Raw genomic sequence first — 21,797 nt, 5'->3', positions numbered from 1 at the left:
ATGACCATGGATTGTGACATTCTGATTTCGGGCGGCGGCATCGCCGGGCTAACGGCGGCAGCGGCTTTTGGCAGCGCCGGTTTCAAGGTGATCTGCGTTGATCCCACCCCGCCGATCACCGATGGCGATGCCGACGGGGCCGATCTACGCTCCACCGCGATGCTGCAGCCGGCCCGCCGCGTGCTTGAGGCCGCTGGCATCTGGACCCATCTTGCGGACCACGCCGCGCCCTTGCAGATCATGCGGATTGTCGACGCAGGCGGTGCCGAAGCGGAGCCCCGCGTCACCCGCGAATTCAACGCGGCCGAGATTTCGGATCAGCCTTTCGGGTGGAATTTCCCGAACTGGCTGCTGCGCCGCGCGCTTCTTGAACGGTTGGCCGATCTGCCCAACGTCGATTTTCGCCCCGGCACCGGCACCACATCCCTGTTCACCCGCACCGCTGAGGCCCGCGTCGGCCTTAGCGACGGCAGCCGCATTACAACCCCTTTGGTGATTGCCGCAGATGGCCGCAACAGCCCCATGCGCGAGGCGGCGGGCATCGATGTGACCACTTCCGGCTATGGACAAAGCGCGGTCGTCTTCGCGGTCACGCATCCCGTGCCTCACGACAATGTATCGACGGAAATCCACCGCACTGGCGGGCCGTTCACCTTGGTGCCCCTGCCCGACCGTGACGGGATGCCCTGTTCTGCCGTGGTCTGGATGGACAGCGCCGCTGAATGCAAGCGGCGCATGGCGCTGGATGCGGATGCATTTTCAGACGAAGCCACCCTGCGCAGCTGTCACTTGTTCGGCCCGCTGACGTTGGCCACCGCACGCAACGTTTGGCCGATCATCACCCAACATGCCGCGCGTCTGTCCGGCGAACGCATCGCCCTGATCGCAGAAGCGGCCCATGTCATGCCCCCGATTGGCGCGCAGGGGCTGAACATGTCGTTGCAAGACGTCGCGACCCTGCTTGAACTGGCGCAGGCAAACCCAGCCGATCTGGGTAGCCAGAAAATGCTGGATGCCTATCACAAGGCGCGCTTTGCCGACATTATGCTGCGGGTGAGGGGCATTGATCTGCTGAACCGCGCCAGTCAGGCCAGCGCGCCGATTGCACGCGATGCCCGCGCGACAGGGCTGAATGCACTATACGCCATGGCCCCGGTGCGCAAAATGTTGATGGAGATGGGGTTGGGCATGCGGCAAGGGTAAGCCCCGCCGCAACGCCCCGATTTTATAGAACCTTATCGACCACGCGTGCCAAACGCGCCAAGGTCGCATCCACATCATACAGCTTGTCCAAGCCGAACAGCCCCAAGCGGAATGTCTGGAAATTATCGGGCTCGTCGCACATCAGCGGCACGCCTGCGGCAATCTGCATCCCCTCGGCGGCGAACGCCTTGCCGTTTTGCACCGACGGGTCCGTGGTATAACTGACCACAACGCCCGGCGCGCCAAACCCTTCAGCGGCAACCGACACCACACCGCGATCGGCCAGCATCTTGCGCACCCCTTCGCCCAAACGCCACTGGGCTTCTTTCAGCCGTGCAAACCCATAGGCTTGGGTTTCCTTCATGGTGTCGCGGAAACCGCGCAGCGCATCGGTGGGCATGGTCGAATGATAGGCATGCCCGCCGTCTTCATAGGCTTTCATGATGCTATGCCATTTACCCAGATCGAGCGAAAAGCTGTCCGATTTGGTTTCGGCCAGCAGTGCCACGGCACGCTCCGACATCATCACCAATCCGGCAGAGGGCGACGCGCTCCACCCCTTTTGCGGGGCCGAGATCAACACATCCACGCCAAGCGCCTTCATATCAACCCAAGCACAGCCCGACGCGATACAATCCAGCACCATCAACGCGCCAACTTCATGGGCAGCATCCGCCATCTGCGTGATATAGTCATCCGGCAGGATCACGCCCGCGCTGGTCTCTACATGGGGCGCGAATACCACCTGCGGCTTTTGGGTCCGGATCGTATCGACCACGTCATCAATCGGGCATGGCGCAAAGGGCGCAGGCGTGCTGTTACCTTGCATCCGCGCCTTGAGAACGGTGGTGTTTCCGGTCAGATCACCGCTTTCGATGATCTGGCTCCAACGGTAGGAAAACCAGCCGTTGCGCACGACAACCACCTCGGCATTGCGGGCGAACTGGCGGGCCACGGCCTCCATCCCGAACGTCCCACCACCGGGCACAATCGCCACGGCATCGGCGTTATACACCTCTTTCAGCATGGCGCTGATGTCGCGCATCACGCCTTGAAACGCCGCCGACATGTGGTTCAACGACCGGTCGGTAAAGACGACCGAGAATTCTTCAAGCCCTTGCGGGTCAACAGTATTCAGCAAAGCTGGCATGGGGGTCTCCTTTTCCTTTGGGCGCAAGATACAGCGCCGCCTGCCAAAGTTATAGGCCCAATGGCCCCGCAAGACGTTCTTCGCTCAGCAGCACATTGGCCTCGACCGCCCCTGCCCCCGGCAAGGTCATAATCCGCCGCCGCAAGACCCGTTCAAAATCCGCCAAATCCCGCGCAACAACCCGCAACCGGTAATCATAAAGCCCTAAAACATGCTCGACCGTCTGCACCTCCGGGATCGCGCTGACCGCACGCTCGAAATCCTCAAGGCTCACACGCCCTTTGGTGGCCAGTTTGACGCCCAAAAACACCGTCACGCCAAAACCCAACGCCTCGCGGTTCAGCCGCAATCGCTTGCCGCGCAAGATACCTGCATCCTCTAGCCGTTTGATCCGCCGCCATGTGGCCGGCTGCGACAACCCCAAATGCCGCCCCAAGGCCCCGGCACTTTGCGTCGCGTCGCGCGCCAGTGACCGGATCAGGTGATGATCAATCTCGTCCAGCGTAATCATAACGGCAGCGCCTCGTCCGATTTGATCCGCGCCACATGCATCAACGCCTCGATATCAGCGATATGCGGCAGGGTCAGGATCTTGCCGCGGTAAATCGCCTGATAATGGGCCATGTCACGGGCGATAATCGACAGCCGCACATCAACGCGCCCCAAAAACGTCTGGATTTCGATCACTTCTGATACCTTCCGCGCCGCGACCAGAAACACATCAAACGCATTGCCTTGCGTCTTATCCAGCGTGATCCGCAATGACACTTCGACGGTATAGCCAAGGGCGGGCCAATCCACGATCATGCCCACACCCTCGACAATCCCAGCCTCTTGCATGCGCACAATGCGCCGCGCGACCTTGCCGGGGCTTAACCCAACCCGATCTGCCAACTCGCCCGGGCTTAGCCCTGCATCGCCCTGCCAATGACGCAAAATGCGCCGATCCTCATCATCAAGCATGATTTTTCCATATTCTTACTAAACCACGCATTACCATCTTCATTTTGCCAAATAAACTCATAATCCGACAATGGCACCACCCGATCCATCAGCTATAATACATTCAGATTTCAACGAACCCGAAAGGACGCCCCAATGCGCGTTTATTATGACCGTGACTGCGACGTTAACCTGATCAAGGATAAAAAAGTCGCCATCCTCGGCTACGGCTCCCAAGGCCACGCCCACGCCCTGAACCTGCGCGATTCCGGCGCGAAAAACCTCGTCGTTGCTCTGCGCGAAGGCTCTGCCTCGATCGCCAAAGCCGAAGGCGAAGGCCTGAAAACAATGGGCATCGCCGAAGCCGCCGCTTGGGCCGACGTCATCATGTTCACCATGCCCGACGAATTGCAGGCTGAAACCTACAAAAAATACGTGCACGACAACATCCGCGAAGGCTCCGCCATCGCATTCGCCCACGGCTTGAACGTCCACTTCGGCCTGATCGAACCAAAACCCGGCGTTGACGTGATCATGATGGCACCAAAAGGCCCCGGTCACACCGTGCGCGGCGAATATTCCAAAGGCGGCGGCGTGCCGTGCCTTGTCGCCGTGGACAAAGACGCCTCCGGCAAAGCGCTGGAAATCGGTCTGTCCTATTGCTCCGCCATCGGTGGCGGTCGCTCCGGCATCATCGAAACCAACTTCCGCGAAGAATGCGAAACCGACCTGTTCGGCGAACAGGCCGTTCTGTGCGGCGGTATCGTTGAACTGATCCGCATGGGCTTTGAAACACTGGTCGAAGCAGGCTACGAGCCCGAAATGGCCTATTTCGAATGCCTGCACGAAACCAAGCTGATCGTTGACCTGATCTATGAAGGCGGCATCGCCAACATGGATTACTCCATCTCTAACACAGCCGAGTATGGCCAATACGTTTCCGGCCCGCGCATCCTGCCATACGCCGAAACCAAAGCCCGCATGAAGGATGTTCTCAGCGACATCCAGTCCGGTAAATTCGTGCGCGACTTCATGCTTGAGAACACAGTGGGCCAGCCCACACTCAAAGCATCGCGTCGCTCCAACGACGAACACCAGATCGAAATCGTCGGTGGCAAACTGCGCGACATGATGCCGTGGATCTCCGCAGGCAAAATGGTCGACAAAGCCAAGAACTAAAATTCAAAAGGCCCGGGGGTGTTCCTCCGGGCCTTTTTCTTTCTACCCGCGCCCCTCAGGGCCAACATTAAAACGACACGTCATTGCAGGTCCCAAGTCCGCGACGAAAGCTTGGCTTTGCCCACCAAAGGTCGCCCATGCATAACGCCCCCAACATCACCGCCAGCAGCTGGGTGATGATCGCCTTGCTGGCGTTCATCTGGGGCGGGACGTTCATGGTCACCGAAATCGCGCTGACTGGCATGCCCCCGTTCTGGATCGCCGCCAGCCGCGTCAGCCTCGCCGCCCTCGTGATGGCCGCAATCTGGTCCCTGCGCGGCTTCCATCTCTTCGCCGTTTCGACAACCAAAACAGACCTCACGGCCCTCATCTTCGTCGGTGCCGCCAGCTCTGCCGTCCCCTTCAGCCTGCTGGCTTGGGGTCAGCAATACGTGACATCCGGTTTTGCCGGTGTCTCCATGGCCGCCGTTGCCCTGATCATTCTGCCGCTGGCGCATTTCTTCGTGCAAGGCGAACGAATGACGCCGCGCAAAACACTTGGCTTCGTCATCGGCTTTATCGGCGTCACCATTCTGATCGGTTCCCAAGCGTTCGAAAGCACAGGGGCCGCCTTTGAAACCGCTGGCCGCTTCGCTTGCCTCGGTGCGGCGAGCTGCTACGCCCTCAGCTCCCTCGTGATGCGCCGCCTACCCCAAGTCGACGCCATAGGCCTTGCGACGATCCTGCTCGTCATCGCCAGTGTCATCACAATCCCCCTCGCATTCCTGATCGAAGGGCTACCACCGCTACCGTCCGCCAAGATCCTCGGCGTGCTCGCATTTCTCGGCCTCATCCCCACAGCCGCCGCAAATTTTCTGCGCGTCTTGGTGGTCCGCAGCGCAGGCCCGGTTTTCATGTCCTTGGTCAACTACCAAGTCCCGGTATGGTCCGTCTGCCTCGGCGCGCTGATTTTGGGCGAACCCCTGCCCGCCTCGCTCATCTGGTCCCTCGCCCTGATTTTGGCAGGCGTCGCGCTCAGCCAATACGGCGCGCTCCGCAGGTTGTTCACCAACCGTCAGGCCTAATTCCAAATGGACTAAAATCCTCGCCGAAGGCATCCGCACGCGAGGCACGGACCAACCGTCTGAACCGGCACGACAACGCCGCCCCAACCCCGCCCAAATTAATCGAATGCGCTTTTGCGCGCCTTTAGGTCCGTACCGATTGGGTCACGGCGTCGACGACCATATCGACCGCCCGCGCCATTAGCGCCGCATCTTCATGCTCGGCCATCACGCGCACCAAGGGCTCTGTGCCCGATTTGCGGATCAACAAACGCCCTTGCCCGGCCAGATCAGCCTCGGCTTGTGCAATCGCCGCCTTGACCTGCGCGTCATCCAGTGGTGTCTGCCCTGCGGCAAAGCGCACGTTCTTCAAGAGCTGCGGCACCGGATCGAAGCTGTTCAGCAGTTCCGACGATGGTTTGCCCGAGCGGATCATTTCGGCCAAGAACTGTAAGCCCGCCATCAGCCCGTCGCCCGTGGTCGCATGATCGGTCATGACGATATGACCCGACTGCTCCCCACCCAAGTTGAACCCGCCTTCGCGCATCCGTTCCACGACATAGCGGTCACCGACGGCTGTGCGTTCCAATTGCACGCCCTGGCCTTGCAAAAACCGCTCGAGCCCGAGGTTGCTCATGACCGTGGCCACAAGCGCATTATTCGTTAACCGCTCTTCGGCGGCCCAACGCGACGCCATCAGCGCCATGAACTGATCGCCATCACCGACTTTCCCGTTTTCATCAATCAAGATGACCCGGTCCGCATCGCCGTCCAGACAGATGCCGACATCCGCCTTATGCTCGATCACGGCTGCCGCCGCCCGTTCGGGGTGCGTCGACCCGCAATTGTCGTTGATATTAAAGCCGTTCGGCTCAACCCCGATCCGTACGACCTCCGCGCCCAACTCCCACAACGCTTCGGGGGCCACGCGGTGCGCGGCACCATTGGCGCAATCGATGACCACCTTTAGCCCGTCTAACCGCATGCGACGCGGAAAGGACGATTTCACACGCTCAACATAGCGAAACCGCCCGTCGTCAATCCGTTTCGCCCGCCCGATCTTGTCCGAGGGGATCAGCTCGACACCATTGGCGATCAGATGCTCGATCTCGGCTTCGACCGCGTCGCTGAGCTTGAACCCGTCGGGGCCGAAAAACTTGATCCCGTTGTCGGTGGCGGGGTTGTGGCTGGCCGAAATCATCACACCCAGATCCGCGCGCATCGACCGTGTCAAAAGACCGACCGCAGGGGTCGGCACGGGACCAAGCAGCAAAACATTCATTCCCGATGATGTCAGCCCAGCGGTCAGCGCGCTCTCGAACATATAGCCCGACAACCGCGTATCCTTGCCGATCACAACCCGATGTGCCCCGCCACGGCTGCTGCTGAAATAGCGGCCCACCGCTGCCCCGATTTTAAGGGCGACCTCGGCGGTCATAGGGTGAACATTGGCCGTGCCGCGAATACCGTCTGTTCCAAATAACTTCGTCATAAAATACTCCCAGAATATGCAGCATGCCACAGCGAAACAGCTTGGCGGGTCTTAGCCACGTCATGTACACGCACCAATTGCACACCTTGCGCCAACCCTGCAAGTGCGACGCCAATTGACCCGGCTGTGCGGTCTTTGGCCTCGGGTGCATTGCCCAGCGTACCGATAAACTTTTTCCGTGACACCCCCAGCAAAAGCGGCGTGCCAAGCGCATGAAACAAGCTGATCCGCGACAGTAACGCCAGATTGTGATCCAGATTTTTACCAAACCCGATCCCCGGATCAGCAAGGATCGCGCTGCGCGCCATTCCGCCGATCTCAAGCATGCTAATCTGACGCTCAAGCGCGTCATAAACGTCCAGCACCACGTTTGAATAGCTGGGGTTCAGGTGCATTGTTTCAGGATCGCCCTGCGCATGCATCACGCAGACGGGCAATTGATGCTTTTGGCAAAACGGGCCAAGGGCCGGGTCATAGGTAAACCCAGAGACGTCATTCACCAGATCGGCCCCCATGGCCACGGCGGCCTCGGCAACCGCCGCCTTGCGCGTATCGATTGAGATCGGCTGGGTCAGCCCGGCGGCGCGCAGGGCGCTTATGGTGGGCGCGGTGCGGTTGATCTCGACCTCGATCGGGACGGTCTGCGCGCCGGGGCGCGTGGATTCACCGCCGATGTCGATGATGTCAGCGCCCGCTTGCGCCATCGCCAGCCCGGCAGTAACAGCATCCGCGACGCCCTCGTGCTGGCCCCCGTCGGAAAAGCTGTCAGGCGTTGTGTTCAATATGCCCATGATGCGGGGCCGATCCAAGGACATGCCTGCAATGGGGGGCCGTGGTGCCGTCAGGCGGTGGGCCACATCTGCGGGCAGTTCATTTGCCGGGATCACCTGCGCTGGCGCATCGCGTGACAGAACCTCGACATGGGTAAACCAGCCCCAACCGCCAGCCAGTTGCACAGACGTTTCGGGCCGTGCGGGCCCGATCTGAACAAGCGGTCTGAAATAATCGGTCATGGCGCTAAATTTGTTCCTGATCGACAGCCACCATGCGCAGGGGCACGGATGCCTGTTTGGGCAGGTCACTGCCGAACACCAGCATCTCGGTCGCGTCGAATGTTGCGGCAAACCAAGCGGCCAAGGCAACTGCGTCGCGTGGTTGCGCAGATGGGGTATCAACACTGTCCAACACGATTTTCGACGGGGCCCAAACGCTGGTCTGGCCATTCTTCATCGCCCAGTCCAGCTCCGTGCGGGTCGATACAACAACGCACCGCTTGTCCTTGGACGCCAAAACCCATGCGTTCTGTTCAATCGCAAGCAAATCAATGCGCCGCTGCGCCATCTTATGCGCGACTTGCGGTGCGGGGGTATCGGACGCACCAACACACAGGATCAACGGACGGCCCAACTGTTCAAGCTGGTCCAGCCACCCGGTTAGATAGGGCGAGGTAATTGCGGTATTGCACAGATATACCAGCTCGGGGTGCGGCACCTCGGCGGCTTCGGACCGCGCGTCGGGGGCATCGTCGCGGGCGCGGGCAATTTCAACGCCCAAGGCACCCGGGCCCCGGTCCAGTTTTTCGATACGTACGAAGACGCGCATCGCCTGACGTTCCAGCAAAATCCGGTCGGCCACGCGTTCGGCAAGGGTTTCCAGCAGGTTTAGCCGTTCGTCCGACAATTCATGGGCAATGGCTTCGGTCACGCGATCATAGGACAGAATGCGGTCTACGTCGTCGTCCACAGGGCCGGTCAACGGCTGCACCTCGACCACGACGTTAAAGCATATGCGCTGCGTCACACCGCGCTCGGCTTGAAAGGCGCCGATCTCGACCTCGACGATATGGTCGCGCAGGGAAATGCGGTCTAACGGTTCCGGCCCAGCTGTGGCGGCAGCGCGCTCGGACGGGTGCGCAAAGGCAAGCCTTGTGTCGGTGGTCATCATGCGGGCCTTTACGTTTCGACGGTCAACACGATCCTAGACCGTTTGCCCGGATGTAACAAAGCCAGTTGCGGCTGGCCAGACCCCAAAGGCGACGGTGGCCAACGCTTAGTTAGAGGCGGTACGCACGCCATCGCGGTAAAACAGGTGAACGCCGATTTTCGCAGTGCGGGTAAAGACACGCGACCAACGCGGGCTTACGGCAGTGGTGTGGTAATAGGTGGCCCCATCCGTCAGCGATGGCACTTTGCCGTCAAGCACTGCGCGGGCGATCTTGCTGACGCGGTCATAGGCGCGCGGCTCTGAAATTACTTCGGCATAGCCGTCGCAGGTATAGGTGAACTGGCACTGGTACTTTTTGCCCGTTCCCTGATGGATCACGTTGCACAATGACCCGGGAAAATCATCGGATTTGACGCGGTTCAAGATCACCTCGGCGACAGCGAACTGGCCCTTGACCGTCTCGCCCCGCGCCTCAAAATACAGCGCCTCAGACAAGCATTTCCACTGTTCACCGCCAGATGCCTTTGGCTGCTCTGCCAGCCAGCTGCGGGTAAATTCGATCTCGTTTGCCGATGCACTCTCTGCGATCATACGTTCCAGCCGCTCTGATCCGACTGCTTGCAATCCTTTCGACTCAATCTCGGCCAGTGTTTCGGCCTGTTGAGAATTGGCGTAAGCGGCCAATGGTGTCGAAATGGACAGCGCTGCAGCAGCGCAAAGGGATAGGAAGGTAGAATAACGCATTGAGCGCCTCGCAGGTAATTTCAGAGACGCCGATTAGACAATGCAGCCCCTTACGTAAACCCTAAGCACGGCAATTGCGCGACTTACCGCCCAACAATACCACATATTGATGCGATAATTCTAAAAACTACCCTATCTTGTGTTCAATTGCCAGTTGAGCCGCCGCGAGTCTGGCCACGGGAACCCGGAAAGGTGAACAAGAAACGTAGTCGAATCCCGCTTCTCGGCAGAATGCAATCGATTCGGGGTTGCCGCCGTGCTCTCCACAGATCGACAAAGTGATGCCCGGTTGGGCCGCCCGACCGCGCGATGCGCCCAGTTGCAACAGCTCGCCCACCCCGTCTTGGTCCAACATATGGAACGGATCTTCGGGGAATACCCCTTGCTGCACATAGGTCGACATGAACCGCCCCGCGTCATCGCGGCTTAGGCCGTATGTCATCTGCGTCAGGTCGTTTGTCCCAAAGCTGAGGAACGAACAATGTGGCGCAATTTCACCGGCCCGCAGGGCGGCACGTGGCGTTTCGACCATGACCCCCAGACGATAGGTAAAACTCGCACCGCGTTCGTTGCGCACATCCGTGGCGATCTTGTCGATACTGGCCTTAACCAGTTCAACCTCGCGCTTGGCCGAAACCAGCGGGATCATAATTTCGGGCACCACTGGGTCGCCATCGCGGCTCGCCTCGATCGTCGCCTCAAAAATTGCGCGCGCCTGCATTTCGTAAATCTCGGGCACGGTCACCCCAAGACGCACGCCGCGCAAACCCAACATCGGGTTATATTCCGACATCGCCTCGATCCGGCGGATCACGTCAGACAAGGGCAAATCCAACGCTTCGGCCAGATCACGCTGCCCTGACCGGTTGGCGGGCAGGAATTCATGCAAGGGCGGATCGAACAACCGGATGCACACGGGTTGGCCCTGCATAATGCGGAAAAGCTGAATGAAATCATCGCGCTGCATCGGCAACAGACGTTCTAACACCGCGCGGCGCTCTTCACTGCTGTCGGCAAAGATCATCTCGCGCATCACGGTCAATCGGCTGGGATCAAAGAACATATGTTCTGTCCGGCACAGCCCGATGCCATGGGCGTTAAAATTCCGGGCCGTCTGCGCATCGGCGGGGGTGTCGGCATTGGCGCGAATGCCGATATCCGCCGCATCTTCCGCCCAATCCATCAGTTTTTGGAACGTGGCATCCAACAGCGCCTCAAGCATCTGCGCGGCCCCCGCCAGAACCTCGCCCTTGGTGCCATCAATCGTGATCTCGTCACCGGCTTTGAACACGCGACCATCGGGGGCGGTAATTTGCCCTTTGACCAGATCAAAGGTCATCGACGACGCGCCCACAACACAGGGCAAGCCCATACCGCGCCCGATCACGGCGGCGTGGCTAGTGATCCCGCCGCGTTCCGTCAACACCGCTTGGGCCGCGTGCATGCCGCGAATGTCCTCGGGCGATGTTTCGCGCCGCACCAAGATACATTTCTCGCCCCGCGCCGCACTGGCCTGCGCATCATTTGCGTTAAACACGATCTTACCCGTCGCGGCACCGGGGCTTGCAGCGATGCCGCGCCCGATCAGATCCCGCTTGGTCCGCGGATCGACCTGCCGGTGCAGCAATTCCGTCAATGTGCGCGGCTGCACCCGCATCAATGCTTCTTCGCGCGAAATGATGCCTTCTTCGGCCAGCGCCACCGCAATCCTGACGGACGCGCGCGACGACCGCGACACCCGCACACCGTCAAGGATAAACAGCTCTCCGTCCGAGATCACAAATTCCAACTGCATTTCGGCACGCAACCGCACCCGCATCAATTCGGCGTTTTGCTTCAACGTTTCAAAGGCTTCCGGCGCGTGTTCCTCTAGCGAAGGCCCACGTGGATCGCGGGTCAGATACATCGCGTCTGCATCGCCTTGCAACGCGTCGCGCCCTTGGGACTGGCTTAGATACCGACCCGTGATCTGCGGCAGCCCGGTGTCGCTGTCGACCAGTTGCAACACGCCCGACCCGCACAGACCCGTGCCAACGCCAAATGCCATTTCCTGCACAATCAACCCCAGACCCGCATCAGCAGGCGCACCTTTGGCCTGCCGCAACAGCCGTGCCGACGTCCCCTCCCATGCGCGGGCCATGGAGCTTAGCACCGCCGTTAACTGCGTTACGCGGTCTTGGGGGAATGCCTCTTCGGTCTCAAGCTCGTAGGCGCGCAAGGACTGCTCCAACGCCTCGCGCCCGTCGCCGATCACATCGTCGAACATATCAGGGTCAAGCCGCGCAATGTTGACGGCATAGGATTGCACGAACCGCGTATAAAGCGCAGATGCTGGCCCCTCGCCCATGCGGTCGCAGTAATCTTTGAAGCGGGCGTCGTTCATACCGATGTTCAACACCGCCCCCGGCCCGCCCCAATCAGGGTCTTGGCTGGACGGGCGCACACAGAGCAACGCGCCCTTGGGAAATTCATCCGCAACGGCCTGCAAATCCGGCATCCGGCCATTCGCGATCTCGTGCACCACATTAAAGGGCAGCGTGACCGTACGCGGCACCGGCAGATCAAGACGCACCAGACGTTGCAAACACTTTGCCCGCCCGCCATGGGTTTCCGTGGCGATTGGGGCGGTCTGGGTCACCAGCGTTGTCATGGGCGTTTTCTGCACTGCGGCACCTTTTTGGTTTGTCCGCAGCATAGGCTTTCGGTGTTGTCTGGCAAGGCTTGATGCGCCCTGCCAGACCAAAGAAGCAGACTGTTAGCCGTCGATTTTGGTCAGGTCCGCGACCGAGGAACAGATGGTGCGGATACGGCTGAGCAGGTTCAACCGGTTGCGCCGCACGGTGCTGTTGTCGGAATTGACCTGAACCGCATTGAAAAACGCATCAATCGGGCCGCGCAAGGATGCCATGGCGGACATAGCGGCTGTAAAGTCTTGCGCTGCCATCGCCGGATTAATCTGTGCTTCGGCTTTATCAAGCGCGTCGAACAATGCGCGTTCTTCGTCAGTCTCAGCGAATTTGATGTCCGCACCATAGGAGTATTCGACCCCATCCGCCGCTTCCGCTTGGGACAGGATGTTATTGGCGCGCTTGAAGCCTTGGATCAGGTTTTCGCCATCGTCGGTTTTCAGCGTTTCGCTAAGGGCTTTGGCGCGTTTGACCAGAAGGGTTAGGTCGTCGTTCCCCTCCATCGCAATGCAAGCATCGATGATGTCGTGACGGACGCCTTGGTCTTTGAGGTAAACCTTGAGGCGGTCATGGAGGAAGGAGAGGAGGTCCGAGACTAAATCGTGAAGAGCCGATATCTTAAAGTCGACCTCCCAGTCAGAGCCTTTCTCTTTCAATACTACGAAGTTACCGTCTGATAGAATTTCTTCAACATCATCGAGACCATATATATAGGTGTCGTCGGGCCTCGGCTCATTGTCCCTAGCTACGAGCGCGATATTGCCTTCGCCCAGCAGAGCGCCGCATTGAAACGTCATAGCAAGAGACCTTGCCACATTGATAAACGATACTTTCAGAATGCTTGAGAGTGCTAAGTTGAGTTCATTTTCGTTTGCGCTTCTAATTAGGCCCAAAGACGCCCTACGCAGGGCGAAGGGGTCCTTGCTCCCCGTCGGCTTTTCATCAATCGCCCAGAACCCTGTCAGCTTGTCGATTTTCTCGGCCAATGCCACGGCGATGGAAACCGGCGCGGTCGGCACATCGTCCGACGGGCCAAGCGGCGCATAGTGGTCTTGTGCGGCGGCTGCGATGGCGTCGGATTTGCCCGCCGCTTTCGCGTAATAGCTGCCCATCAGCCCTTGAAGCTCGGGGAATTCATAGACCATTTCGGACGACAGGTCGGCCTTAGCAAACCGTGCGGCTTCGCGGGCCTCGTCTGTATCGGCACCGACCATAGGGGCCAATTCGCCTGCCAGTGCTTCCATGCGCGAGATCAGCTCGGCCTGTGTGCCCAGCTTGTTGTGGAAGGTGACGTTCGACAGACGGTCGACCCATGTCTGCATGCCCGCGTCAGATTTGGCGATGCGCAAATCGTTTTCCCAAAAGAATTTGGCGTCCGACAGACGTGCGGAAAGCACCTTTTCATTGCCCGCCAGAATTGTAGCCCCGTCATCAGCAGTGGTGCGATTGGCGACGGTGATGAAACGCTCAATCCGGCCAGACTTGGGGTCGCGCACGGAAAAGAACTTTTGATGCTCTTTCATCGAAGTCTGCAAAACCTCTGGCGGCAGATCAAGGAAATCATCGCCGATCCGCCCCATCAACACCACGGGCCATTCGACCAGCCCTGCGACCTCGGCCAGCAGACCGGCGTCCTCGACCACCTCAAGCCCGTTGGCAAAGGCCATATTGGTCGCGTCATGCCAGATCGCATCGCGGCGCTCGGTCGGGTCCAGCACCACAAAGGCGCGTTTCAGTTTGGCAGCGTAGTCGTCGAAATTGCTGACGGTGATCGTATCAGGCGCAAGGAAACGGTGGCCGCGCGTGGTGGCCCCTGCTTCGATCCCGCCGACGTTCATGGGCACAACCTGCGCGCCGTCCTCGGCTGTCAGGATGCACAGGATGGAATGCAGCGGGCGCACCCAACGCAAGGAACCGGTGCCCCAGCGCATGGATTTCGGCCACGGGAAGTTACGAATGGTGGTTTCAAGCACCTCCGCCACGATCTCGGCGGCGGGGCGGCCCGGCTTTTTGATCATCGCAAACAGGATGTTGCCCTTGGGCGTTTCACGTTCTTCCAGTTGGTCGCGGGTCAGACCGGCACCGCGCAAGAACCCTTCGATGGCTTTTTCAGGCGCGTCGGCCTTGGGACCTTTGCGTTCTTCGGTGATCGACGGGCTTGCGTCCAGCATACCTTCAATCGTCAGGGTCAGACGGCGCGGCGTCGAAAACGCGGCGGCCGAGGCATAGGTCAGCCCCGCTTCGACCAAGCCGTTCGTTACCAGTTTTTTCAAATCATCCGCAGCCCGCGCCTGCATCCGGGCGGGAATTTCTTCTGAGAAAAGCTCAATCAGCAGGTCGGGCATCAGTGGTACCTTTCGGTTGCCGTATTACATAGCACGGCTAAGATTTTTTTTGCGCTTCGCGCGAGGATATTTAAGAGCCAGAGAAGGCCCTATTGGCTGGGCTGTTCCGGGCAAGTTTCGCCGACAACGGTGCCATCATAAGATTTTTCGCCACAATCGTTCAGCTCGTGCCAGATATAGCCGTGGCCGTCTGATGTGATGGCGACAACCCGGTCCACGCCAAAGTGGACGTTCTTTTGGCTTAGGAACGTCTGGGCGGTGCCCGCGTCAAGTGCTGCGCCGATGGATTTGGCATCGAAGCAGTCAAACCAACCCGGCGCATTGCGTGGCTCGATCTTGTCGGTCGCCACATAGGTGTCGGACAGCGTTGTAAGGCTGAGCGTGGTATCGAAACAAGCACGATACCGGATCGGAGAGCTGTCCGCGTCAATGGCGCGGAAGTTTTCTGTCGCGATGGGTTCAGGCTGGCCTGTTGAGAGCGACACCAACTCGACCCCGTTTTCGGGTGTTGGCGCATCGTGATAGTAGCCGTAGATTTGGACGTAATAGAGCGTCATGCCCGCAATGGCCGCTGCGGCCAGGATAGCGCCCCCGACAATTTTACCGTTCATGCTGCGTCCTCGGTCCAGCCGCCAGCGCGGGTTTGAACGAACGCGTCAGCGCAGGCTTTGGCCAAGGTCCGCACGCGCCCGATATAGGCCTGGCGTTCCGTGACCGAGATCACACCGCGCGCGTCGAGCAAGTTAAAGATATGGCTGGCCTTGATGCATTGGTCATAGGCCGGGTGCGCCATGATGATGCGTTTGCCGGTTTTGGGGTCAAGGGCCTCTTGCGACAGGATCGCGTTACATTCGTTTTCCGCCTCGACAAAGTGATCCAGCAGCACCTCGGTATTAGCTACGTCAAAGTTCCAGCGCGCGAATTCTTCTTCGGTTTGTTTGAAGATGTCGCCGTAGGTCAGCGGGATCGGCGCGTCAGGGCTGTTGAACGGCATGTCCATCACGTGATCGACGCCCAGAACATACATCGCAAGGCGTTCCAGACCATAGGTCAACTCGCCCGATACCGGGTCGCAGTCATGCCCGCCGACCTGTTGGAAATAGGTAAATTGCGACACTTCCATGCCGTCGCACCAGACTTCCCAGCCCAAGCCCCATGCGCCCAGCGTCGGGCTTTCCCAGTCGTCCTCGACAAAGCGGATATCGTGCAGCGCCATGTCGATGCCAATCGCCTGAAGCGACCCCAGATACAGTTCCTGCAGGTTGGGCGGGCTTGGTTTGATCAGCACCTGATACTGGTAATAATGCTGCAAGCGGTTCGGGTTTTCACCATAGCGGCCATCGGTCGGGCGGCGCGATGGCTGGACATAGGCCGCGGCCCACGGGTTGGTCCCCAAGGACCGCAATGTGGTCGCCGGGTGGAACGTGCCTGCGCCGACTTCCATGTCGTAGGGTTGCAAGATTGCACAGCCCTGCCGCGCCCAATAGGTTTGGAGAGCAAGGATGATTTCCTGAAAGGAACGGGGACGCTGAACCGGGTCGGACATGGGATAAGAGCCTTTACTACTGCGCGCCTTTCCTACGGCGCGCTCGGCCAAGGGTCAATTGGCAGCTTTATGATGATTTCATACCCAACGGCCATGGCATTTTACCCGCGTTCCTGTTTATCTGCTTTGAATTTAAATGCACGAGAGCAATTTCACCATGAAGCGATTGATCGCGGCCCTGTTTGCCACCCTACTTCTGACACCTTATTCCTTGATGGCCCAATCCGCGAACGACGTGGTGTGGCTTCAGGTTGAAGCACAGCCCACCCTATCGGCCGCGACCCAGCGGGCGCAGGCCTATAGTAACAACCTCGAGGATGTGAACGGGTTTTCGCTGGGCGGTGGCTGGTATGCGATTGTCGTGGGCCCCTATCGCCGCGACGATGCAGAGCTGCTGCTGCGCCGGTATCGCCGCGAGGGATTGGTGCCCGGTGACAGCTTTGTGCAAATCTCAAGCCGGTTCCAACAGCAGTTCTGGCCGGTCGGTGCGAATGTACTGAACATCCCGCTGATTGCCCCGGTCGCGCCAGAAGTGACAGCCGAAGCGCCCACAGCCCGCATTACCGAGACGACCCTGCCCCCTGTCAGCGAAGAGACCCCCACCGTTGCAGAGGTTTCCCAACCCGCGCCACCGGTAGACGAGACGGTATCGGAAGCACGCCGCAGCGAGCGGGCGCTGTCGCGCGAGGAGCGTCAGCAATTGCAAATCGCGCTGCAATGGGCAGGATTCTACGACGGTGCCATTGACGGCGCATTCGGACGCGGCACGCGCGGGTCGATGTCCGACTGGCAAGCCGTCAACGGCTATGACCCCACAGGCGTGCTGACCACATTGCAACGTGCCGCGCTGAACAAACAATATAACGCCGTGCTTGAAGGGCTTGGCCTGAAACGGGTCAGCAACGCGGACGCGGGTATCGAGATGCTCTTGCCCACCGAGGTTGTGGCCTTTGAAAAGCTGGAGCCGCCGTTTGTGCAGTACAACGCGACCGGAGACATCGACGCACGTGTTTTGTTGATCAGCCAAGCTGGCGATCAAGACACGCTGGCCGGTCTTTACGAGATCATGCAAACCTTGGAAATCATCCCCCAAGACGGGCCGCGCGAACGCAAATCCAACAGCTTTGAACTGATCGGGGAAAATGGCAGCATCATCAGCCAGACCCAAGTGTCGCTGGAAGACGGCGAGATCAAAGGCTTTACCCTTGTTTGGCCCGCAGGTGACGAAGACCGCCGCCGCCGCGTCATGTCTGAGCTGTCTCAAAGCTTTACCCGCATCCCCGGCGTGCTGGATGCAGCTGCGGGTGGCGGGGACGATCAGGCGATTGATCTGGTGTCCGGCCTACAGGTGCGCCTGCCCAAGCTCTCAAGCTCGGGCTTTTTCATCGATGGTGCGGGGATTATCGCGACCACATCGCAAGCGGTACAGAACTGTGGTCGCATGACGCTGGAGGATGAAACGGAGCTAAGCGTGGTTGTGAATGACACCGCCAATGGCATTGCCCTGCTCAAACCCAGCGACCGTTTGGCACCGATGGAAGTCGCGATGTTCAACCCGCTTTTGCCCCGTCTGAAATCCGAAATCGCGGTTGCCGGCTTTCCCTATAAGGGCGTGTTGGGCACGGCGACTGTGACATACGGCGCGCTGGCCGATGTGCGCGGATTGCAGGGCGAGGATAATGTCGTCAGGCTTGAACTTGTCGCGCAATCTGGCGATGCGGGTGGACCCGTTTTTGACAGCAATGGTCAGGTGTTGGGTATGCTGTTGCCCCGCAACGATGGCGCACAACAACTGCCCGAGGACGTAAACTTTGCCGTTGATGCCGCGCAGATCAGCGATGTTGCGCAACAGGCAGGCATTGCCGTGCAAACGACCCAAGGGTCAGGCACCTTGCACCCCGAAGATTTGCGCGCAAAGGCCAAAGGCATGACCGTGTTGGTCAACTGCTGGGAGTAACACACGCGACGGGGCGCGGAATTTTCAAAAATTCCGGCCCGTTTTCTTCAAAGACAACGTCTTAGCCTGTGATGGCAGGTGTCAGATAAATCAGCGTCGGACGACCGGCGCTGAACGCTTCTTTGAGCACCTTTGGCAGATCACTCAGCGTCTTGGGGGCCACCGACAAGGCACCAAAGGCCTCGGCCAATTTACAGAAATCCGGATTATGCGCGACCACAGCATTGGGCGCGATCTGGGCACGGACCATGCTGTCTTCGATCTCGCCCAGCTTGCCGTTGTCCCACAGGATAATGGGCAGCGACAGGCCCAGTTCGACCGCCGCGCCGAGCTCTTGCATGGTGTAGTGAAACCCGTAATCGCCGATAATAGCCAACGTGGGTGCATCAGGCCGCCCGATCGCGCCACCAATGGCAGCGGGGGTCGCATAGCCCAATGTGCCGAACCCATAGGGGTGATGCCAATGGCCCGGCGCGTCCATATCCCACACTTCTTTGGCGGCATAGGCAAATTGGGTCATGTCGGAATAGATCATCGCATCCTTGGGCAACGCCGCTTTCAGCGCATCGATGACCGGCAGCAGCCCGGGGCGCTCGGCCTTGATCTCAGACCGCCAGCGCGTGCGTGCGGCTGCGACCTCTTGCTGGGTCCATCCCAACCGAGGGCGATCAATACTCATCTCGCACAAGCCAGACACAAACGCGGCGGCGTTCCCTTGCACCTGAACCTGCGCGCTTTGAGCGTCGGTCAGCACGGTGGGGTCAAGATCGACCCGCACCAAGGGCGCTGTATGCCCCAAATGCGCGCGCCAAATATCCACCTCGGCCAGTTCGGTGCCGACGGCGATCACCAGATCGGCGCTGGCGATCACATCGGCGCTGCCGGGCCGTGCCAAGGTCGACCCAAAGTGCAAAGGCGCATCCGGTGCCACCACGCCGCGACCGGCGTAGGTGGTGAACGACGCAGCCCCTGTGCGACGCAGCAGGGCATTCACGTCACCAGCCCCCTTTGCCCCGCCGCCGAAAACAAACAGCGGACGTTTGGCGGCCATCAAGAGATCATAGACCTTTGCAATATCCTGCGGCGTTGGGCCCAAGGGGCGCGTTGTTTTGTCCCCTGATGGGGCATGGCCCTGCGCTGAGGCTTCTAGCACTCCGATGGGCACCTGAATGTGCTTTGCGCCGGGGCGCTGGGTCGCAAATTCGCTCAGCGCGCGGTCGATCAGCGTGTAGGCCGCGCTGGCGGTGCGCGCTTCCTCGGACCAGTCACAAACGGTCGCGGCGGCGGCTTGCTGGTCTTTCATCTGATGCAACTGGCCTTTGCGGGCCGCCGTTTCATCCAGACAAGACGACAGCACCAGCAGGGGCACGGAATCGCTGGTGGCTTGGCCCATGGGCGTCATGATATTGCACAGCCCCGGCCCGGTGATCACATAGGCCACACCCGGTTTGCCCGTCGCCCGCGCATAGCCATCCGCCATAAAGCCGGCCCCTTGCTCGTGGCGGGCCAGCACATGGGTCAGGCCGGATTCTTCGATCCCGCGGTACATTTCCTGATTGTGCACGCCGGGAATGCCAAAAATCACCTCGACCCCGCGATCCTTAAGCATATGCGAAATCTGCGCACCCAAGGGGCGCGTTTGCGCGGTCGTCGTCTTGGCCATCAGGCTCTCCAGAATTTAAAGGTGAGGATGACGTAAACCGCCATCAGTTCGAGCCGTCCGAACAACATTGCGGCGGTCAGGATCCATTTGGCCGGATCGTTTAGCGTGCTGAAATTGCCCGCAGGCCCGATGATATCGCCCAGACCCGGCCCGATATTTGCCAGTGCGGCCCCTGCCCCCGATACCGAGGTCACGAAATCCAGACCCGTCATGCTAAGCGCAACCGCAACAAGGCCCAGCGTCAGCGTGAAGAACATGAAAAACGACATCACCGATATCATAACATCGCCGCTGATCGGGCGCCCGTCATAGCGTGGGGTAAAGATGCCGTGTGGCGAACGGATACGCTGCAACTGCGCGCGGATCGACGCGAAAAGCAGCTGATAGCGGAAAATCTTGATCGAACAGGCGGTCGAGCCCGCGCAGCCGCCGATCAATCCGGTGAAAAAGAACAGCGCGATGGGAAACGACCCCCACTGCATATAGTCCACCGAAGCATAGCCCGTGCCCGAAATGATAGAGGTAATGTTGAACAGGGCTTCGCGCAGGGATTGTTCCCAATGCTGCGGAAATACCCCTTGGATCGAGATGAAGATCAAGACCACCAGCACAAACACCACCATGATAAACCCGCGCACCTGCGGATCGCGGTGCAGCGCCATGGGGTGACCGTTCAGCAGCTGCACATAGCGTACAAAGGGCAACGCCGCGAGGATCATAAAGAACGATGCCGCATATTCGGCTGACCCGGAGAACGCACCAAAAGACGCGTCATAGTTCGAGAATCCGCCCGTCGATACAGTCGTCAAAGCATGTACCGTCGCATCAAACAGCTCCATCCCAAGCGCCAGATAGGTCAGCGTACAGGCAAAGGTAAGCCAGACATAGATAACCGAGATTTGGCTGGCGATCTGCCCAGCACGCGGCAGGATTTTCCCAAAGGTATCAAACGCTTCGGATTTAAAGATCTGCATACCACCGACCCGCAATTCGGGCAGGAACACCATCGCGACCACGATGATACCGATCCCGCCCAGCCATTGCAGGATACCGCGCCACAGCAAAAGCCCCTTGGGCAGGTCATCAAGGCCGGTGAAAACCGTCGACCCTGTGGTGGTCAGGCCCGACATCGCCTCGAACACCGCATCGACAAACCGTGCCTCGGTCGCGCCCAGCATAAAGGGCAAGGCCCCAAACAGCGGCAGCATCACCCAAACGCCGGTGGTCAGCAAAAATGTCTGTTGGATTGTCAGGCCTTCTTTGACGCCATTGGCGCAGGCCAGCGCAATCATGCTGCCCCCTAAAAAGGTAATCAATCCCGACTCGACAAACACGGGCCAGTGACCGCGCCCCTCGGCGATGTCGACCAGCATCGGCACAATCATCGCGATGCCAAGCACGGCAAGCAAAAGCCCGATCACATATCCAACTGGTCGCATGTCCAACATAGGGGCAGCGTTGGCGCGGCAAAGCGGCGGTGTCAAGGATCAGGACACCTGAAAACGAAAACGGCCCGCGCTGATGTCAGCGGGGCCGCATTTTCTGCCGTGGTGAACCTGTTTAGATGTAATACAGGTCACGGAACACGTGGTGCACGATATCATCGCGCTTGATGCCCATTTCCGCCAGCTCTGCGTCGGATTTTGCGTTCAGCATCTCAACCTTTTGCAAGCGGGCAGAGTTGCTGCTGGCTGCGATCATTGCGTTACCAATGGCGGCAAAGAATGCCCCGATTGCCGCAAATGGTGTTTTCAGGGAGAAGCCACCGGTGTGGGAAATTGTGCTGCTATAAGCCATGATAGACCTTTCTTTGCTAGGCATTTCCGCCTGTTACGCTCTGTTGACTTCAATATATAGCGTTCAGTCGGAATGAGAACTGACCATTCTGCATAGCAGCATCCC

18 protein-coding genes are annotated in these 21,797 nt (G+C 59.4%); 4 read left to right on the top strand and 14 right to left on the bottom strand.

Annotated elements, in window-relative coordinates:
- Positions 1 to 1,203, top strand: coding sequence for a UbiH/UbiF family hydroxylase (locus AADJ11_RS09545; protein ID WP_341234279.1), 1,203 nt, complete (start codon positions 1 to 3; stop codon positions 1,201 to 1,203).
- 22 nt (positions 1,204 to 1,225) lie between these two features.
- Here the strand turns inward: AADJ11_RS09545 and AADJ11_RS09540 are convergent, their stop codons facing one another.
- From AADJ11_RS09540 to AADJ11_RS09530, 3 genes are read right to left on the bottom strand one after another with little or no spacing between them, the layout of a single operon-like run.
- Complete coding sequence (locus tag AADJ11_RS09540; protein ID WP_341234278.1) at positions 1,226 to 2,353, bottom strand: aminotransferase class V-fold PLP-dependent enzyme; 1,128 nt, start codon at positions 2,351 to 2,353, stop codon at positions 1,226 to 1,228.
- A 49-nt stretch (positions 2,354 to 2,402) separates the two neighbouring features.
- Positions 2,403 to 2,864 (bottom strand): Lrp/AsnC family transcriptional regulator, encoded by a 462-nt coding sequence (locus AADJ11_RS09535; protein ID WP_341234277.1) that lies wholly within the window; start codon positions 2,862 to 2,864, stop codon positions 2,403 to 2,405.
- A complete protein-coding gene (locus AADJ11_RS09530; protein WP_341234276.1) occupies positions 2,861 to 3,316 on the bottom strand; it encodes an Lrp/AsnC family transcriptional regulator in 456 nt (151 codons plus the stop codon). Before AADJ11_RS09530 ends, AADJ11_RS09535 begins: the two co-directional genes overlap by 4 nt.
- Positions 3,317 to 3,451: 135 nt before the next feature.
- Here AADJ11_RS09530 and ilvC point away from each other — a divergent pair, with 135 nt between their 5' ends.
- Together ilvC and AADJ11_RS09520 are read left to right on the top strand one after the other, a co-directional pair.
- Positions 3,452 to 4,474, top strand: coding sequence for a ketol-acid reductoisomerase (gene ilvC, locus AADJ11_RS09525; RefSeq protein ID WP_219578063.1), 1,023 nt, complete (start codon positions 3,452 to 3,454; stop codon positions 4,472 to 4,474).
- A 137-nt stretch (positions 4,475 to 4,611) separates the two neighbouring features.
- Positions 4,612 to 5,538, top strand: coding sequence for a DMT family transporter (locus AADJ11_RS09520; RefSeq protein ID WP_341234275.1), 927 nt, complete (start codon positions 4,612 to 4,614; stop codon positions 5,536 to 5,538).
- Positions 5,539 to 5,662: 124 nt separating this feature from the next.
- Here the strand turns inward: AADJ11_RS09520 and glmM are convergent, their stop codons facing one another.
- The 8 genes from glmM to AADJ11_RS09480 all read right to left on the bottom strand — a co-directional run bounded on the left by glmM (position 5,663) and on the right by AADJ11_RS09480 (position 16,275).
- Positions 5,663 to 7,009: a phosphoglucosamine mutase gene (gene glmM, locus AADJ11_RS09515; protein WP_341234274.1), complete on the bottom strand. Its 1,347-nt coding sequence runs from the start codon at positions 7,007 to 7,009 to the stop codon at positions 5,663 to 5,665.
- Complete coding sequence (gene folP / locus AADJ11_RS09510; RefSeq protein ID WP_341234273.1) at positions 7,006 to 8,022, bottom strand: dihydropteroate synthase; 1,017 nt, start codon at positions 8,020 to 8,022, stop codon at positions 7,006 to 7,008. The genes glmM and folP overlap by 4 nt, the downstream gene beginning before the upstream one ends.
- Positions 8,023 to 8,026: 4 nt before the next feature.
- Positions 8,027 to 8,950, bottom strand: coding sequence for a dihydroneopterin aldolase (locus tag AADJ11_RS09505; RefSeq protein WP_341234272.1), 924 nt, complete (start codon positions 8,948 to 8,950; stop codon positions 8,027 to 8,029).
- 108 nt (positions 8,951 to 9,058) lie between these two features.
- Positions 9,059 to 9,697, bottom strand: a complete 639-nt coding sequence (locus tag AADJ11_RS09500) for a cell wall hydrolase (protein ID WP_341234271.1) — start codon at positions 9,695 to 9,697, stop codon at positions 9,059 to 9,061.
- A 127-nt stretch (positions 9,698 to 9,824) separates the two neighbouring features.
- Positions 9,825 to 12,392 carry a putative PEP-binding protein gene (locus AADJ11_RS09495; RefSeq protein WP_341234270.1) on the bottom strand — a complete coding sequence of 856 codons (2,568 nt, stop codon included), beginning with the start codon at positions 12,390 to 12,392 and terminating at the stop codon, positions 9,825 to 9,827.
- A 60-nt stretch (positions 12,393 to 12,452) separates the two neighbouring features.
- Positions 12,453 to 14,729: a glycine--tRNA ligase subunit beta gene (gene glyS / locus AADJ11_RS09490; RefSeq protein WP_341234269.1), complete on the bottom strand. Its 2,277-nt coding sequence runs from the start codon at positions 14,727 to 14,729 to the stop codon at positions 12,453 to 12,455.
- Between the two features lie 89 nt (positions 14,730 to 14,818).
- A complete protein-coding gene (locus AADJ11_RS09485; protein ID WP_341234268.1) occupies positions 14,819 to 15,340 on the bottom strand; it encodes a DUF6446 family protein in 522 nt (173 codons plus the stop codon).
- Positions 15,337 to 16,275, bottom strand: coding sequence for a glycine--tRNA ligase subunit alpha (locus tag AADJ11_RS09480; protein ID WP_341234267.1), 939 nt, complete (start codon positions 16,273 to 16,275; stop codon positions 15,337 to 15,339). The genes AADJ11_RS09485 and AADJ11_RS09480 overlap by 4 nt, the downstream gene beginning before the upstream one ends.
- Positions 16,276 to 16,432: 157 nt before the next feature.
- Here AADJ11_RS09480 and AADJ11_RS09475 point away from each other — a divergent pair, with 157 nt between their 5' ends.
- On the top strand, positions 16,433 to 18,232 hold the full coding sequence (locus AADJ11_RS09475; RefSeq protein WP_341234266.1) for a serine protease: 1,800 nt from the start codon (positions 16,433 to 16,435) through the stop codon (positions 18,230 to 18,232).
- Positions 18,233 to 18,293: 61 nt separating this feature from the next.
- Here the strand turns inward: AADJ11_RS09475 and AADJ11_RS09470 are convergent, their stop codons facing one another.
- From AADJ11_RS09470 to AADJ11_RS09460, 3 genes are all read right to left on the bottom strand, one after another.
- The gene (locus AADJ11_RS09470; protein WP_341234265.1) at positions 18,294 to 19,895 is read right to left on the bottom strand and encodes a 5-guanidino-2-oxopentanoate decarboxylase; all 1,602 of its coding nucleotides are present in this window, start codon (positions 19,893 to 19,895) and stop codon (positions 18,294 to 18,296) included.
- Positions 19,895 to 21,343: a TrkH family potassium uptake protein gene (locus tag AADJ11_RS09465; RefSeq protein WP_341234485.1), complete on the bottom strand. Its 1,449-nt coding sequence runs from the start codon at positions 21,341 to 21,343 to the stop codon at positions 19,895 to 19,897. Before AADJ11_RS09465 ends, AADJ11_RS09470 begins: the two co-directional genes overlap by 1 nt.
- 112 nt (positions 21,344 to 21,455) lie before the next feature.
- Positions 21,456 to 21,692: a hypothetical protein gene (locus tag AADJ11_RS09460; RefSeq protein ID WP_341234264.1), complete on the bottom strand. Its 237-nt coding sequence runs from the start codon at positions 21,690 to 21,692 to the stop codon at positions 21,456 to 21,458.
- Positions 21,693 to 21,797 lie beyond the last annotated feature (105 nt).

The sequence above is a fragment of the uncultured Sulfitobacter sp. genome (assembly GCF_964021855.1).
GTDB lineage: Bacteria > Pseudomonadota > Alphaproteobacteria > Rhodobacterales > Rhodobacteraceae > Sulfitobacter.
This window is presented reverse-complemented; position numbering and strand designations above follow the sequence as displayed.